This window comes from Pedococcus bigeumensis, assembly GCF_039531795.1.
In the GTDB taxonomy this organism is placed as follows: Bacteria; Actinomycetota; Actinomycetes; order Actinomycetales; family Dermatophilaceae; genus Pedococcus; species Pedococcus bigeumensis.
Window position 1 is genome coordinate 1921486 of record NZ_BAAAQS010000001.1, and the last position, 14614, is coordinate 1936099.

The following is a 14614-nucleotide window of genomic DNA, read 5'->3' on the forward strand; positions in this document are numbered from 1 at the left end:
CCTGCCCGCGCCGCCCGCCGTTGTGGGCGGCATACAAATAGACTCCCGGTATGCCGCCGACTCGCGTCACCACCTCGGCCGCCACCCTGCAGCGGGTCGAGCGGTCGGCCGGCGAGCTCTCGTCCGCGGCGACGCGGCGGATGGAGGCGGCGCACGACTGGTACCGCGTGCTGTCGGCCGAGGACCGGTCGTGGGTCGGCCTCGTCGCGCAGGCGGGCATCGCGGCCTTCATCGCCTGGCTGCGCGAGGGCGGTGACCAGACCCCGGTCACGGCCGACGTCTTCGGCACTGCGCCCCGTGAGCTGACCCGGTCGATCACGCTGCGCCAGACGCTCGACCTGGTGCGATCGGTCGTCGACGTGGTCGAGCAGGACGCCACGGCGCTGGCCGAGCCCGGCGAGGAGCAGGCCCTGCGCGAGTCGGTCCTGCGCTACTCCCGCGAGATCGCCTTCGCCGCTGCCGAGGTCTACGCCCACGCGGCCGAGGCCCGCGGCGCCTGGGACGCCCGCCTGGAGGGCCTGGTCGTCGACGCCGTGCTACGTGGTGAGGCCGACGACTCCATGCAGTCGCGGGCCGCCGCCCTCGGCTGGGGCTCGACGACCAGGGTCGCCGTGATCGCCGGCAGCACCCCACCGGGCGGGTCCGAAGGCGTCGTCGACGGTCTGCGCCGCGCGGCCGAACGCGTAGGTGTGGACACCCTGGCTGCGGTGCAGGGCCGGCGGCTGGTCTGCATCTTCGGCAACGTCGACGACCCCATGGCGGCGGCCCGGGCGGTCGCGGACCACTTCGGCGACGGGCCGCTGGTGGTCGGACCGACGGTCCCCCACCTGTTCGCGGCCGGTCGGTCGGCGCGGGCGGCGCTGGCGGGACAGTCGTGCGCGCACGCCTGGCCCGGTGCCCCGCGGCCGGTCACGGCCGACGACCTCCTGGCCGAGCGGGTCCTGGTCGGCGACGCGCCGGCGCGGGCCCTGCTGCTCGACCGCATCTGGCACCCCCTCTCGGCCAGCAGCAGCGCCCTCCTCGAGACGGCCTCGGCCTACCTCGAGTCCGGCGGCGGCCTCGAGGGCACCGCCCGGGTCCTCTTCGTCCACCCGAACACGGTGCGCTACCGCCTGGGCAAGATCGCCGAGCTCACCGGCTACCAGCTGACCGACCCCCATGACGCCCACACAGTCCGCATCGCGCTCGCCCTGGGTCGGCTCAGCCGCCCGGCCGGCCAGCGGACCCTCCCCCAGCGCTGACCGCATGCCGTCCCCTGAGACCCCGCTCACACCGTGGCCCGCCACCACTGCCGTTTGCCGCACCGTTTGTAGACATCCTCCAACAGAGCTCCGCGATGTTCGTGCCAAACGGTCACGCTGGGGTCAGGCTCCGACCGCAAGGGTGGAGTCGTGCTAGCAATCGTCTGCCCCGGACAGGGCTCCCAGACCCCCGGCTTCCTCGCGCCCTGGCTCGAGCTCCCGGCCTTCCGTGCGCGGCTCGAGTCGTTGTCCGACGTGGCCGGCCTCGACCTGGTCGCGCACGGCACGACCTCGGACGCCGAGACGATCAAGGACACCGCCGTCGCCCAGCCGCTCATCGTGGCGGCCGGCCTGGCCGCCGCCGCGGTCGTCCTGCCCGCCGGACCAGCCGGCACGGTGGGCGTCACCGCAGGGCACTCGGTCGGGGAGATCACCGCGTGCGCCTTCGCCGGGGTGCTGTCCGACCACGACGCGATGGTGTTCGTCCGCGAGCGCGGCGCCGGCATGGCCGCCGCCAGCGCGCTGACCCCCACCGGGATGAGCGCGGTCCTCGGTGGCGACCCGGCCGCCGTGGCCGAGGCGCTGGCGCGGCACGGGCTGACGGCCGCCAACGCGAACGGCGCAGGACAGACCGTGGCCGCCGGCACCCTCGAGCAGCTGGCGGCGCTCGCCGCCGACCCGCCGGCCAAGGCCAGGGTCATCCCCCTCCAGGTGGCCGGCGCGTTCCACACCACCCACATGTCCCCCGCGGTCGACGCCCTCCGCACGCTGTCCGCGGACTTCGAGGTCAGCGACCCCGGTGTCACCCTGCTGTCCAACGCCGACGGCCGACCGGTCGCCGACGGTGTCGACGCCCTGGCGCGCTTGGTCAAGCAGGTGAGCAGCCCGGTCCGCTGGGACCTGTGCATGCAGACCATGGCCGACCTCGGCGTCACCGCGCTGCTCGAGCTGACCCCCGCCGGCACCCTGGTCGGTCTCGCCAAGCGGGCGATGCCCGGAGTTGCCACACTGGCTGTCAAGACGCCCGACGACCTCGAGGCGGCGCAGCAGCTGGTTCGCGACCACGGCGGAGACCCCGCCGACGCAGGATCCCTCCCGACCGACGCGCAAGAGGCCTGACATGAGCACACCCGCCCCCAAGGGCACCGGTTCCATCACCCCGTCCGAGGGTGCGAAGTACGCCCGCATCATGGGTGTGGGCGGCTACCGGCCCGAGCGCGTGGTGATGAACTCGGAGATCATCGAGGCGATCGACTCCTCCGACGAGTGGATCCAGGAACGCTCGGGCATCAAGAGCCGGCGCTTCGCCGCCAAGGACGAGACCGTCGTCGACATGTCCGTCGAGGCCACCCGCGAGGCGCTCAAGGCGTCGGGACTGGAGGCCTCCGACGTCGATGCCGTCGTCGTGGCCACGGTCACGCATCCCTACCAGACCCCCGCTGCCGCACCGATCCTCGCCGACCGGTTGGGCATCCGCGGCGCGGCCTTCGACATCTCCGCCGCCTGCGCGGGCTACTGCCACGCGGTCAGCCTGGCCAGCGACATGGTGCGCGGCGGCAGCGCCCGCCACGTGCTCGTCGTCGGCGTCGAGAAGCTCTCGGACTTCACCGACCCCACCGACCGCGGTTCCGCCTTCATCTTCGGCGACGGCGCCGGCGCGGCGATCGTCGGCCCGTCCGACGTGCCCGCCATCGGGCCGACCGTGTGGGGGTCCGACGGCTCGCAGTGGAAGACCATCTCGCAGCGCGACTCCTGGGTCGAGGTGCGCGACGGCGACCTCGGCTGGCCGGCGATCGGCATGCAGGGCCAGTCCGTCTTCCGCTGGGCGGTCTGGGGCATGGCCCCGGTCGCCCAGAAGGCCCTCGACGCCGCCGGCGTGCGGGCCGAGGACCTCGACGCGTTCATCCCGCACCAGGCCAACATGCGGATCATCGACGCCATGATCAAGCAGCTCAAGCTGCCGAGCGACATCCCGGTGGCCCGCGACATCGCCGAGACCGCGAACACCTCCGCCGCGTCGATCCCCCTCGCGACCGAGCGCATGCTGCGCGAGGGCGAGGTGCCCCACGGCGGCCTGGCCCTGCAGATCGGGTTCGGCGCGGGCCTGGTCTACGCGGCCCAGGTCGTCGTCCTCCCCTGAAGACTCCCGTCGGCCCGCGGGTGAACCGGGCCACCGCAGTGACCACACCACGTGACGACCAAACAGTCACACCACCAAGAGAAGGAGCTGAGCCGCATGGCGCAGAGCGAGCAGGAGATCCTCGAGGGTCTGGCCGAGATCGTCAACGAGGAGACCGGTCTGGACACCGAGTCGGTGCAGTCCGAGAAGTCCTTCACCGACGACCTCGACATCGACTCGCTGTCGATGATGACCATCGTCGTCAACGCCGAGGAGAAGTTCGGCGTGCGGATCCCCGACGACGAGGTCAAGAACCTCAAGACCGTCGGCGACGCCGTCAGCTTCATCGCCAAGAACCAGGGCTGAGCCCCACAGTTCCCCGCGCGGGTGGCGGCCACGCGGCATACCTCTGCCGTGGAGTGACCCCGTCGCTCCAGCCGCCACCCCGCACCGGCGACCAGCCCCCGCACGACCCGACGAAGGAGCAGACCCAGCCATGACCGCCGAACGACGCGTCGTCGTCACAGGCCTCGGAGCCACCACCCCCGTGGGCGGCACCGTCCCCGAGACGTGGGACGCCATCCTGGCCGGACGGTCGGGAGCCAAGACGATGGACTTCGACTGGGTGGAGAAGTACGAGCTCCCGGTCAAGTTCGCCGCCACGATCCACACGCAGCCGACCGACGTCCTGACCAAGGTGGAGGTGCGCCGGCTCGATCCGAGCGCGCAGTACGCCCTGATCGCCGCGCGGGAGGCCTGGGCCGACGCCGGCGCCCCCGAGGTCGAGCCCGAGCGGCTGGCTGCCTGCATCGGCACCGGGATCGGCGGCGTCTGGACCCTGCTCGACCAGTGGGACAACCTGCGCGAGAAGGGCCCGCGACGGGTCTTCCCGCTCGCCGTGCCGATGCTCATGCCCAACGCCTCCTCCGCCGCCGTGTCGCTGGAGATCGGTGCCCGGGCCGGGGCCCACACCCCTGTCTCCGCCTGCGCCTCCGGGCTCGAGGCGATGGGCTACGCCTACGAGATGATCCGCAACGGCCGGGCCGACATCGCGGTCGCCGGTGGCACCGAGGGTGCGGTGCACGCACTGCCGATCGCCGGGTTCGCCGCCATGCAGGCGCTCTCGACCCGCAACGACGACCCCGAGCGGGCCTCGCGCCCCTACGACACCGGCCGCGACGGCTTCGTCCTCGGCGAGGGCGCCGCAGTGATCGTGCTCGAGGAGTACGAAGCAGCCAGGGCGCGTGGGGCCACCATCTACGCCGAGATCGGTGGCGTGGGCATGTCCTCCGACTCCCACCACATTGCGGCTCCGGAGCCCGAGGGCGCGGGAGCCTCCCGGGCGATGGTCGAGGCCGTCGAGCGGGCAGGGCTGACGCCCAAGGACATCGTCCACGTCAACGCGCACGCGACCTCGACCCCCGTGGGCGACGTGGCCGAGTCGAACGCCATCCGGCGCGCCTTCGGCGACGACACCGACGGTATGCCGGTCAGTGCGACGAAGTCGATGACGGGTCACCTCCTCGGCGCGGCCGGGGCCCTCGAGGGCGTCCTCACGATCCTGGCGCTGCACCACCGGATCGCCCCCGCGACCATCAACCTCGACGACTTCGACCCCGCCATCAAGCTGGACGTCGTGCACGGCGAGGCCCGCAAGCTGCCCGCCGGTGACATCGCCGCCCTGAACAACTCGTTCGGTTTCGGCGGACACAACGTCGCGGTGGTCTTCACCTCGGTCTGACCTCAGCCGTTCGGCCCACACGATAGAGCGCCCACCCCGGACCCCGGGGTGGGCGCTCTATCGTGTGCCGACGGTCGCTGCAGGGGCGATGCGGGGAGGCACGCATGGTGGGTAGGTCGGGGGGAACCCTGGGGGGTCGCGAGCGCATCGTGATCGTGGACGGGCACTTGTCGGGACGGCTGAAACGGGCCGGGCGCCGGCACGTGCTGCGGCGTCCACAGACCTGGACCTCGGCGCTGGTGACCAGCGTCGTGCTCCTCCTCTGCGTCTCCGCGCCGGACCTCCTGGGCGGGCGGCCCGGTGCGGTGTCCACGGCGCTCCTGGCGGCGCCGGGCATCTACCTGGTGGCGACGGCCGCCATGCTCGGCTACACCGTCTTCTCCATCGGCAGGCACTTCGACCGGGAGTTCGTGCCGGGTCGCATCCTCGGCCTGACGGTCGGGAGCCAGACGATCCGCTTCCGCGACCACGACTCGTGCACGGAGCTCGCCTACTCGGTTATCGGCGGCGTCGTGATGTTGCGGGACGTCGTGGTGGTCGACCTCGGGCAGCGTTTCTGGGCGCTGCCGATCGAGCTGTTCGACGGCGTCAGCCTCGAGGTCCTGCGCACGCGTGCAGGTCGTCCTACTGTGGGCAACGAGCTCTGGCCCGAGCTGCAGTCCTAGGGGGCCCGCTCCCGGTCCCGGCCTCCGGGACGCGGCTGCGTGGGATGCGCCTCACCGGGGCGGCGGCGGGAGCGTGATGACGATCAGCGGCGGGTTGGTCGTGCTGCTGGGGGTCGGCTTGCCCGTGGACGTGTGGCCGGAGTTGCCCCGGGTCTTGGTCGTGCTGGACGTCGAGGTCGCCGTCGACGAGCCCGCGGAGCCCCCGGAGGGCGAGGAGGTTGCGGACACCTGCCGGGGCGACGTCGTCGAGACCGGCGCGGGTGGGCTCGTCCGCGACGAGCTCGAGCGTGAGGTGGTGGTGGTCGAGCGGGCTCCGTCCGCGACGCCGCTCGTCGGGTCGCCCTGCTGGGCGGTCAGCGACCCGCGCGTGACAGCTGGGTCGTCCGCCCCGTCGGCAGTCGCCCTGTCGGGCAGCACGAACGCGAACGACGCCATCGCCGTCAGGCCGCCGAGCCACAGCAGCACCAGGCCCGGCAGGGGCTTCCACGAGGCCTCCCGTCCCACGGCCGCCCGATGTGCGAGGAACTCACGGACGTAGGCCAACAGGGTCGCGACGGCCGCCGCCGAGAAGAGCCAGAGCACCCAGGTGGCGATGGTGGCGCCACGGGGCAGATCGGCGGCCAGGATCAGCCAGGCGTACCAGAGCAGCGTCCCCACACAGGCTGCGGCCAGCACCCCCAGGATGAGCTTGGGGCGGGTCACACGTTCCTCCAGAGTCGATCGGACAGCCCGACAGGCTACCCAAGACCCGGTCGAACCCCCGAAACGTGCAAGTCACACGGCTGCTTGAAGCCGCTCAGCCAACCATCGGTCAGCCAACCATCGGTCAGCCGACCTTGTGGAGCCAGCGCACGGGGGCCCCGTCACCGGCATACCGGAACGGCTCGAGCTCGGCGTCCCAGTCGGTGCCGAGCAGCTCCTCGACCATCTCGGCCATTGCCTCCGGCGACCCCTGCGACAGCCGCAGCACGTCACGCAGCCGGTCCTCGTTGATCACGGCGTCGCCGGCGGCCGAGGTCCAGGTGTGGTGGATCCCGAGGGCGGGCGTGTGCGACCAGCGCGACCCGTCTGCGCCGGCGCTCGGCTCCTCGGTCACCTCGTAGCGCAGGTTGTCCCAGCCGCGCAGGGTGGAGGCGAGCTTGGCGCCGGTGCCCTGCACCCCTGCCCACGGGAACTCCGCGCGGACGAGTGCGGCACCGGCGGGCTGTGGGGTCCAGTCGATGGCCAGCCGGCCGTCGAGGGCGGACTCGAGGGCCCAGGTGATGTGGGGGCACAGTGCTTTGGGGGTGGAGTGAATGAAAACCACCCCGCGGGTCATGACACGCGGCATCGCGACAGACATTCCGGGCCTCCTTGGTGTGCGAGGGACGTCTTCCCCACGAACCTCGTCACCGGCTGGCTCGGCGTGTTGCCGCGTTGTTCAGTTGGCTGTGCGGGACCCATTGTGCACCACGAACCACATCCGCACCAGCACCACCACGAACCTCGTTCTCACCACGCCCGTGGCCCGGCGAGCGACAGGTACTGGCAGTCTCCGCGAGCTCGGACGAAGGTAGGCTCACGGCGCCCAGCCGGTGCGAGCCGAGCTGGTGCCGGGGCAGTAGCTCAGTCGGTCAGAGCAGCGGACTCATAATCCGTCGGTCGTCGGTTCAAGCCCGACCTGCCCCACAGGACGTGTGTACGACTTCGCCTGATGCCTGACGTTTGGGCTTCGGCTGATGCCTGACAGTGTTTCGGTTGATGGTTGACACCTACTTCGGCTGATCCTTGACACCTGCCGCAGATCAGCGAGTCGCACTCCCTCAACCACCGTGCCCGGACAGTGCAACTATCCTCAGTGGCATGACGTTGGTGGCGTCTGGCACCCGCTTCGTCGGCAGAGACACGGAGGTCCGTGACGTCGTCGACCTGGTCGACCACCAGCGGCTGGTGACCCTCGTGGGGCTCGGCGGCGCTGGCAAGACGAGGCTGGCGCTGCACGCGCTCGACGAGCTGGAGTCCACGTTCGCCGGTGGCGCCTTCGTCGCACCGTTGTCCGAGCTCACCGACCCCTCCCTGCTCGGGCACCTCGTCGCGTCCCGTGTCGGGCTGTTCGTCGCCGGCCCCGAGCTCGCCACCACGATCCTGACGGACCACCTCGACGGCCAGCACGTCCTGCTGGTCCTCGACAACTGCGAACACCTCGTCGACGCGGTCGCCGAGCTGGCCGTGGAGATCCTCGAGACCTGTCCGGCCGTGAAGATCCTGGCGACCAGTCGCAGCCCACTCGGGCTGGCTCGCGAGGTGGTCTACGACGTGCCGCCGCTGGCCCTCCCACCCGCCGCGAGCCGCCGTGAAGGGAACGAAGGCACGGAGCTGTCGCCCGACTCGATCGCCGAGGTCGCCTCGGTCGAGCTGTTCGTCGCTCGCGCCCAAGCAGCCTCGGCGACGTTCCGGCTCACCTCCGCGAACGCAGGGGCGGTGGCGAGCATCGTCACCGCCCTCGGCGGCCTGCCCCTCGCCCTCGAGCTCGCCGGCGCGCGAGTGCGCGAGATAGCCCCGGAGCTCCTTGCCACCCGACTGGATGACCCCCTCGCTGCGCTCGACGCGGGCTACCGTGACCACCCGCCCCGGCACCGTTCCCTGGCCGCCAACCTCGACTGGAGCTTCCAGCTGTGCTCACCCGACGAGCAGGCGCTGTGGTGCCGGCTGGCCGTCTTCCCGGGTGGGTTCGACGTAGCGGCCGCCGAGACGGTCTGCGTCGGGGAGGGCGTCGGCGCCCACGAGATCCTGTCACTCGTCTCAGCACTGGCCAGCCAGTCCATCATCGCCCAGGACGCGACTACTCCCGGGCGCTACCGGATGCCCGAGCCGGTGCGACAGTTCGGGAAAAGACACCTGACGGCCGGTGACGAGCTGACCCACTGGCAGGACGCCCACCTGGCCTGGGTCTCGTCGCTGGGCCACGACCTCGCCACGCACTGGATCGGGTCGGACGAGCTGGCCTGGATGCGGAAGATCCGGCTGGAACAGGCCAACATCCGCGCCGCGTTCGAGTATGCCGTCGCGACGCCGCGCCACGCCACCGCTGCCCTGCAGCTGTGCACCGACCTGGAGCCCTACTGGCTGTGCGACGGCCTGCTCAACGAAGGGCGCCTCTGGGTCGACCGAGCACTGGCCGTCGCCCCGGGATCCGGTGACGCCGAGATCCACGCGAGCGTGATGGCGGCCACGATGGCGGCCGGAGAGCACTTCGACATGGCGTACGCCCACCGTCTTCTGGACCACGCGACTGACATCCTCGACTCCGCGCAGACCGCGTCGCCACGGGCCCACCACGCGTTCGCGATCGCCCTCCTCGCGTTCTACGACCAAGACCTTCCCGCGGCCCTCACGCATGGCGAGGCGGGCATCACGGCCCTCGCTGCCGCTCAGGGGCGAGAGAGCTACCACTACTTCCACGCGGTGTTCTGGCAGGCCCTCACACTGTCGGCCGTCGGCCGCACGGAGGAGGCCAAGGTCCTCATCGACGAGGCGATCAGCTTCTGCGAGCGCCACCCGGGTGAGGTGTACGTCCGCACGAACTTCCACTGGGCGCTCGGGCTCCACCTGCTGCCCCAGGGCGAGGTCGATGCCGCTCTCCAGCAGGTGCGTACCGCACTGGCAGGAGCCTGGGAGCTGCGCAACAACCTCATGGTGGCGCTGACCCTCGAGGCGCTGGCCTGGGTCAACGCGGCGGCGGGACGGGCCCGGGACGCCGCCGTGCTGTTCGGCGGAGCGGCTCGCGAGCTGGACCGGGCCCACGTCGCCCTCATGCTCACTGCCTTCAGGGACGCCGGCAGGGCAGCCGCCGAGTCAGCGCTCGGCACTGCGCGGTTCGAACAGGCTTTCGCCACGGGAGCCACGACGCCGCTCGAGACCCTCGTGACCTTCGCCATGACCGGACAGGACCCCCGCACCGCGGCGGATCCCTTCGCGCCGCTCACCCGTCGCGAGGCCGAGATCGCCGCGCTCGTCGCCGACGGACTCAGCAGCCGGTCCATCGCCGAGCGGCTCACGCTCTCTGAGCGCACCGTCCAGGGGCATATCCAGAACACCCTCGACAAGCTCCACGCCACCTCCCGCGCCGGCATCGCGGCCTGGTACGTGCGCCGCTCCCCGCAGCAGTAGGAGCCCGTCTGCCCCGGACCCGGTGGAACTACCTGGTTCCGTCGAGGCCGGAAGTCAGGTATTTCCCTCGTCGCGGCACGGCTGTCGCGAACCCAAGACTGGACCCAGCACCAGCGGCCAAGGGACGCACCCCCATCGGGTGCCAGCCTCCCCCGCGCCGATCGAGGCAATGCAGGCAACAGGTGGCTGGACCACGCGGGGCTGTCGACCCCCACCCGGTCCGCCCGGCCCGCACCTCACGACACCTCCTTGCCCGCGTCCACGGCCTCCCGAAGGAACCCCCGTCCATGTTGTCCTCACCCACCCCCGCCCCCGCTGCAGACGACGACCGTCCGGCCGCCGCAGGCCACCCGCGGATGACCGACTGGGACGACCCGGCCCTCGTCGAGGCGGTCCGGACCGGAGACATGCAGGCGGCCGGGGCGCTGTATGCCCGGCACTACCCCTTCGCGGTGCGGGCTGCCGGAGGCATCGGCAACCCCGGTATCGCCGAGGACCTTGCCTCCGAGGCGATGACGAGGGTCGTCGCCGCGCTGCTCAACGGGCGTGGTCCCGACCGCGCTGTCCGTGCGTACCTGCTCACGACAATGCGCAACCTGTTCCGCGACCGGCTCCGCAAGCTCAACGGCGAGATCTCGGTCGACCCCCTCGAGGAGGGCGCGATGGACCGACCCGAACCCGACCCGACCGAGCGGGCCCTCGAGCGCCGGATCGTCCTCGACGTGATGGCCGAACTCCCCGAACGCTGGCGCGAGGTTCTGTGGCGAACCATCGTGATCGAGGAACCGCTGCCCGTCGTCGGCGCCTCGATGGGCCTCAACGCGAACGCCGTCGCGGCGTTGAGCTACCGGGCCCGGAGCGCATTCACCAAGGCCTACGTGCGCGCCGTCTCGACCGCAGCCGCGTAGCACGAGGCAGATCGCACCGTCGGCGTGGCGCTCTGCGAGTCCCGGGCCTGCGGGCACGTGGCACGGCAGAGCCGCGAGGGTCGAGGGTCTCGCCTGCCTGCAGCAGAGCGCGGCTCCCCGAGAGCCTCCTCAGGTTGCCTTTGGGTGACATGTGGTGGCGCAGGAGGCCGCCATGTGCGACAAACCGGTAGGTTGCCGCACATGACGGAGCCACTGGTCGTCCTCAAGGGCGTCAACAAGCACTTCGGCGAGCTGCACGTCCTCAAGGACATCGACCTGTCCATCGGCAAGGGCGAGGTCGTCGTCGTGATCGGTCCCTCAGGGTCCGGCAAGTCGACCCTGTGCCGCACGATCAACCGGCTCGAGACCTTCGAGACCGGCTCGATCACCATCGACGGCGTGCCGCTGCCCGAAGAGGGCAAAGAGCTCGCGAAGCTGCGGGCCGACGTCGGCATGGTGTTCCAGTCCTTCAACCTCTTCGCCCACAAGACCATCCTCGACAACGTCACGCTGGGCCCGATCAAGGCCCGCAAGGTGCCCAAGGCCGAGGCCGAGAAGCGGGCGATGGAGCTGCTCGAGCGCGTGGGTGTCGCGCACCAGGCGCACAAGTACCCCGCCCAGCTCTCCGGTGGTCAACAGCAGCGGGTGGCCATCGCGCGGTCCCTGGCGATGGACCCCAAGGTGATGCTCTTCGACGAGCCCACCTCGGCCCTCGACCCCGAGATGATCACCGAGGTCCTCGACGTCATGGTGGCCCTCGCCAAGGAGGGTATGACGATGGTCGTCGTCACCCACGAGATGGGCTTCGCCCGCAAGGCCGCGAACCGGGTCGTGTTCATGGCCGACGGCCAGATCGTGGAGGAGAACGACCCCGAGGGCTTCTTCACCGCCCCGAAGTCCGACCGTGCCAAGGACTTCCTCGGCAAGATCCTCACCCACTAGCCCGACCCACCCTCAGCCCAGCCCACTCAGGGTCCCGTCACACCGGGACCCGTTGACCCAGAACGACATCCAGACCGCACTGCACTGAAAACCGGCGCGCACCAGCGCAGCGGAGACATCTCAGGAGGAAACGGAATGAAGATTCGTCAGATTGGCGCCATGACCGCCGCATCGGTCCTCGCGCTCGGCCTGGCCGCCTGCGGCGACAGCGCCAAGGACGGGGGCGCCGGAGGTGGCGGCGGGGGCGAGAAGTTCAAGGTCGGCATCAAGTTCGACCAGCCCGGGCTCGGCCTCAAGGAGGGCTCGAAGTACACCGGTCTCGACGTCGACGTCGCGACCTACGTCGCCAAGGAGCTCGGCCACGAGGCCGGCGACATCCAGTGGGTCCAGGCTCCCTCCGCGCAGCGCGAGACGCTGATCTCCACCGGGCAGGTCGACATGGTCGTGGCGACCTACTCGATCACCGACGCCCGCAAGGAGAAGATCTCCTTCGCCGGTCCGTACTTCGTCGCCGGCCAGGACCTGCTCGTCCGCGCCGACGACTCCTCGATCACCGGCCCCGAGGCCCTGACCGGCAAGAAGCTCTGCTCGGTGACGGGATCGACGTCGGCGCAGAAGGTCAAGGACAAGTATCCGGGGGTGCAGCTCCAGGAGTTCGGCACCTACTCCGAGTGCGTCACCGCGCTCGTCTCCAAGGGCGTCGACGCGCTGACGACCGACAACACCATCCTCGCCGGCTACGCCTCGCAGGCGCAGTACAAGGGCAAGCTCAAGGTGGTGGGCAAGACCTTCTCCGAGGAGCGCTACGGCATCGGCATCAAGAAGGGTGACACCGCCACCTGCGAGAAGATCAACACGGCCATCGCCAAGATGATCTCGTCCGGTGACTGGCAGAAGGCCATCGACGCCAACCTCGGCCCGGCCGGGTTCAAGGTCGACAGCGCGACCAACCCGCCCAAGCAGGACGCCTGTTCCTGACCGGGTCCACCCACCAAGGGGTATGCCGCGCGCTCGGCTGAGCGCGCGGCATACCCCGGGCTCCGTCCCCACCACCCGCGCAACGGAAGGCACCCCCGTATGGGCGACATCCTCAGCACCTATGGTCCGGAGATCCTCCGAGCCTTCTGGGTCACGATCCGGCTCGCCCTCGTCGCGGGCATCGGCTCGCTGGTCATCGGCACCTTCATCGCAGTCATGCGCATGTCGCCGGTGCGGGTCCTGCGGCTGCTGGGCACGTGGTACGTCAACGTCTTCCGCAACACCCCCCTGACCCTGCTGATGGTCTTCAGCATCCTGGGCCTGACCTACATCCTGGGCCTGAACCTGGACCAGCAGGACATCACCCAGAACGCCCTGCGGTGGTCGGCGGTCATGTTGTCGGTCTACCACGCGGCGTTCGTCTGCGAGGCGCTGCGGTCGGGGGTCAACACCGTGCCGGTGGGGCAGGCCGAGGCCGCCCGCTCGATCGGTCTCACGTTCTCCCAGAGCATGCGTGAGGTGATCCTGCCGCAGGCCTTCCGCGGTGCCGTCGCGCCGCTCGGCTCCAACTTCATCGCGCTCATCAAGAACACCACCGTGACCGCGGTCATCGTGGCGGCCGAGGCAGGAGGCCTGATGCAGAAGATCATCGAGAACGAGACCGGCACGCTGTCGGTGTTCCTCATCTTCGCCATCGGGTTCGTGATCCTGACCCTGCCGCTCGGCGTGTTCTTCACCTCGCTGTCCCGTCGCCTGGCGGTGAAGCGGTGAGCACCTCCGTCCTGTTCGACGCCCCCGGTCCGCGGGCTCGCCGCCGGCACGCCATCCTCTCGGTCTTCGGCGTCCTCCTCGTCGTCGCGACCGGCTACATCGTCGTGCGCAAGATGCAGGATGCCAACCAGCTCCAGGGATTCATGTGGAAGCCGTTCGTCACCGACCGCTCGGTGTGGCGCGACTACCTCCTGATCGGCCTGTGGGGCACGCTCAAGGCCGCGGTGATCTCGATCGCGCTGGCCATCGCCTTCGGGCTGCTGTTCGGACTGGGCCGGCTGTCGAGCATCCGCCCCATCCGCTGGGCGTCCGGCGTGGTCGTCGAGTTCTTCCGCGCCGTCCCGGTGCTGATCATGATGATCGCCAGCTACGGCTACTACTCGCGCTCCGGCGTGTTCTCCAGCGAGACCGCTCCACTCGCGGGGGTCGTGACGGGCCTGACGCTCTACAACGGGTCGGTCATCGCCGAGCTCGTGCGGTCCGGGGTCCACTCCCTGCCGAAGGGCCAGTCCGAGGCCGGCCTGTCCATCGGCCTGACGGAGTCGCAGACGCTGCGCTCGATCCAGCTGCCGCAGGCCATCACGGCCATGCTGCCGGCCCTGATCGGCCAGTTCGTCGTCATCCTCAAGGACTCGGCGCTGGGCTACTCGATCACCTACGGCGAGCTGCTCATCTGGTCCAAGACCCTGGGCTCGGCCTTCGCCAACACCCTTCCCGCCTACATCGTGGCCGCGCTGCTGTTCATCCTGATCAACTTCACCCTGACCGTGATCGCGAGCCGCGTGCAGCGCAGGCTCTCGCGTCGCGGCCGCACGACGGTCCGCGAAGCCGCCGCTGTCCCGGCTCCTGCGGAGGCAGGCTCCGCAGGCTGACGCAGGCTGGCGGCAGCGCGGGTGCTCGCCTGACGGGTTGGCCGGCCGGGCACGACGAAGGCCCCGGACCGGGTGGTCTGGGGCCTCGTGGTGGGGTGGCTCCCCCGGTTGGACTCGAACCAACAACCTGCCGATTAACAGTCGGCTGCTCTGCCAATTGAGCTACAGGGGAAAGTCCGTCGGCGGTCCCCCGCGTTCGGCGCTGCGCAACCATAGCAAAGGATGTGC

14 protein-coding genes and 2 tRNA genes are annotated in these 14614 nt (G+C 70.5%); 13 read left to right on the forward strand and 3 right to left on the reverse strand.

What is annotated here, in order from left to right; genetic code table 11:
- Positions 1 to 50: 50 nt before the first annotated feature.
- The 6 genes from ABD262_RS09130 to ABD262_RS09155 all read left to right on the forward strand — a co-directional run bounded on the left by ABD262_RS09130 (position 51) and on the right by ABD262_RS09155 (position 5766).
- Positions 51 to 1241, forward strand: a complete 1191-nt coding sequence (locus ABD262_RS09130) for a PucR family transcriptional regulator (RefSeq protein WP_344134333.1) — start codon at positions 51 to 53, stop codon at positions 1239 to 1241.
- Positions 1242 to 1391: 150 nt separating this feature from the next.
- On the forward strand, positions 1392 to 2360 hold the full coding sequence (locus ABD262_RS09135; RefSeq protein WP_344134336.1) for an ACP S-malonyltransferase: 969 nt from the start codon (positions 1392 to 1394) through the stop codon (positions 2358 to 2360).
- Between the two features lies 1 nt (position 2361).
- Positions 2362 to 3381, forward strand: coding sequence for a beta-ketoacyl-ACP synthase III (locus ABD262_RS09140; protein WP_344134339.1), 1020 nt, complete (start codon positions 2362 to 2364; stop codon positions 3379 to 3381).
- A gap of 96 nt (positions 3382 to 3477) precedes the next feature.
- Positions 3478 to 3726: an acyl carrier protein gene (locus tag ABD262_RS09145; protein ID WP_056923461.1), complete on the forward strand. Its 249-nt coding sequence runs from the start codon at positions 3478 to 3480 to the stop codon at positions 3724 to 3726.
- 130 nt (positions 3727 to 3856) lie between these two features.
- On the forward strand, positions 3857 to 5101 hold the full coding sequence (gene fabF / locus ABD262_RS09150; protein ID WP_344134345.1) for a beta-ketoacyl-ACP synthase II: 1245 nt from the start codon (positions 3857 to 3859) through the stop codon (positions 5099 to 5101).
- A gap of 104 nt (positions 5102 to 5205) precedes the next feature.
- On the forward strand, positions 5206 to 5766 hold the full coding sequence (locus tag ABD262_RS09155) for a hypothetical protein (protein ID WP_344134348.1): 561 nt from the start codon (positions 5206 to 5208) through the stop codon (positions 5764 to 5766).
- A gap of 51 nt (positions 5767 to 5817) precedes the next feature.
- Here the strand turns inward: ABD262_RS09155 and ABD262_RS09160 are convergent, their stop codons facing one another.
- Entirely contained in the window at positions 5818 to 6468 is a 651-nt protein-coding gene (locus ABD262_RS09160; RefSeq protein WP_344134352.1) for a hypothetical protein, read from the reverse strand.
- A gap of 124 nt (positions 6469 to 6592) precedes the next feature.
- A complete protein-coding gene (locus ABD262_RS09165; protein ID WP_344134354.1) occupies positions 6593 to 7108 on the reverse strand; it encodes a DUF3145 domain-containing protein in 516 nt (171 codons plus the stop codon).
- 252 nt (positions 7109 to 7360) lie between these two features.
- On the opposite strand from ABD262_RS09165, the gene ABD262_RS09170 reads away from it, so the two are divergent.
- From ABD262_RS09170 to ABD262_RS09200, 7 genes are all read left to right on the forward strand, one after another.
- Positions 7361 to 7434, forward strand: a tRNA-Ile gene (locus ABD262_RS09170).
- Between the two features lie 174 nt (positions 7435 to 7608).
- Entirely contained in the window at positions 7609 to 9915 is a 2307-nt protein-coding gene (locus tag ABD262_RS09175) for an ATP-binding protein (RefSeq protein ID WP_344134357.1), read from the forward strand.
- A gap of 287 nt (positions 9916 to 10202) precedes the next feature.
- A complete protein-coding gene (locus tag ABD262_RS09180; protein ID WP_344134361.1) occupies positions 10203 to 10823 on the forward strand; it encodes an RNA polymerase sigma factor in 621 nt (206 codons plus the stop codon).
- Positions 10824 to 11024: 201 nt separating this feature from the next.
- On the forward strand, positions 11025 to 11765 hold the full coding sequence (locus tag ABD262_RS09185) for an amino acid ABC transporter ATP-binding protein (protein WP_425564822.1): 741 nt from the start codon (positions 11025 to 11027) through the stop codon (positions 11763 to 11765).
- Positions 11766 to 11900: 135 nt separating this feature from the next.
- A complete protein-coding gene (locus tag ABD262_RS09190; RefSeq protein ID WP_344134364.1) occupies positions 11901 to 12743 on the forward strand; it encodes a glutamate ABC transporter substrate-binding protein in 843 nt (280 codons plus the stop codon).
- Between the two features lie 99 nt (positions 12744 to 12842).
- Positions 12843 to 13514 carry an amino acid ABC transporter permease gene (locus ABD262_RS09195; protein WP_344134367.1) on the forward strand — a complete coding sequence of 224 codons (672 nt, stop codon included), beginning with the start codon at positions 12843 to 12845 and terminating at the stop codon, positions 13512 to 13514.
- Complete coding sequence (locus ABD262_RS09200; RefSeq protein ID WP_344134370.1) at positions 13511 to 14386, forward strand: amino acid ABC transporter permease; 876 nt, start codon at positions 13511 to 13513, stop codon at positions 14384 to 14386. Before ABD262_RS09195 ends, ABD262_RS09200 begins: the two co-directional genes overlap by 4 nt.
- 96 nt (positions 14387 to 14482) lie before the next feature.
- Here the strand turns inward: ABD262_RS09200 and ABD262_RS09205 are convergent.
- A tRNA-Asn gene (locus tag ABD262_RS09205) sits at positions 14483 to 14558 on the reverse strand.
- Between the last annotated feature and the right edge of the window lie 56 nt (positions 14559 to 14614).

Coding starts and splice junctions, on each gene's coding strand:
- ABD262_RS09195 (WP_344134367.1), top strand. CDS start 12,843: ATGGGCGACATCCTCAGCACCTATGGTCCGGAGATCCTCCGAGCCTTC.
- ABD262_RS09130 (WP_344134333.1), top strand. CDS start 51: ATGCCGCCGACTCGCGTCACCACCTCGGCCGCCACCCTGCAGCGGGTC.
- ABD262_RS09190 (WP_344134364.1), top strand. CDS start 11,901: ATGAAGATTCGTCAGATTGGCGCCATGACCGCCGCATCGGTCCTCGCG.
- ABD262_RS09185 (WP_425564822.1), top strand. CDS start 11,025: ATGACGGAGCCACTGGTCGTCCTCAAGGGCGTCAACAAGCACTTCGGC.
- ABD262_RS09140 (WP_344134339.1), top strand. CDS start 2,362: ATGAGCACACCCGCCCCCAAGGGCACCGGTTCCATCACCCCGTCCGAG.
- ABD262_RS09180 (WP_344134361.1), top strand. CDS start 10,203: ATGTTGTCCTCACCCACCCCCGCCCCCGCTGCAGACGACGACCGTCCG.
- ABD262_RS09165 (WP_344134354.1), bottom strand. CDS start 7,108: ATGTCTGTCGCGATGCCGCGTGTCATGACCCGCGGGGTGGTTTTCATT.
- ABD262_RS09145 (WP_056923461.1), top strand. CDS start 3,478: ATGGCGCAGAGCGAGCAGGAGATCCTCGAGGGTCTGGCCGAGATCGTC.
- ABD262_RS09175 (WP_344134357.1), top strand. CDS start 7,609: ATGACGTTGGTGGCGTCTGGCACCCGCTTCGTCGGCAGAGACACGGAG.
- ABD262_RS09155 (WP_344134348.1), top strand. CDS start 5,206: ATGGTGGGTAGGTCGGGGGGAACCCTGGGGGGTCGCGAGCGCATCGTG.
- fabF (WP_344134345.1), top strand. CDS start 3,857: ATGACCGCCGAACGACGCGTCGTCGTCACAGGCCTCGGAGCCACCACC.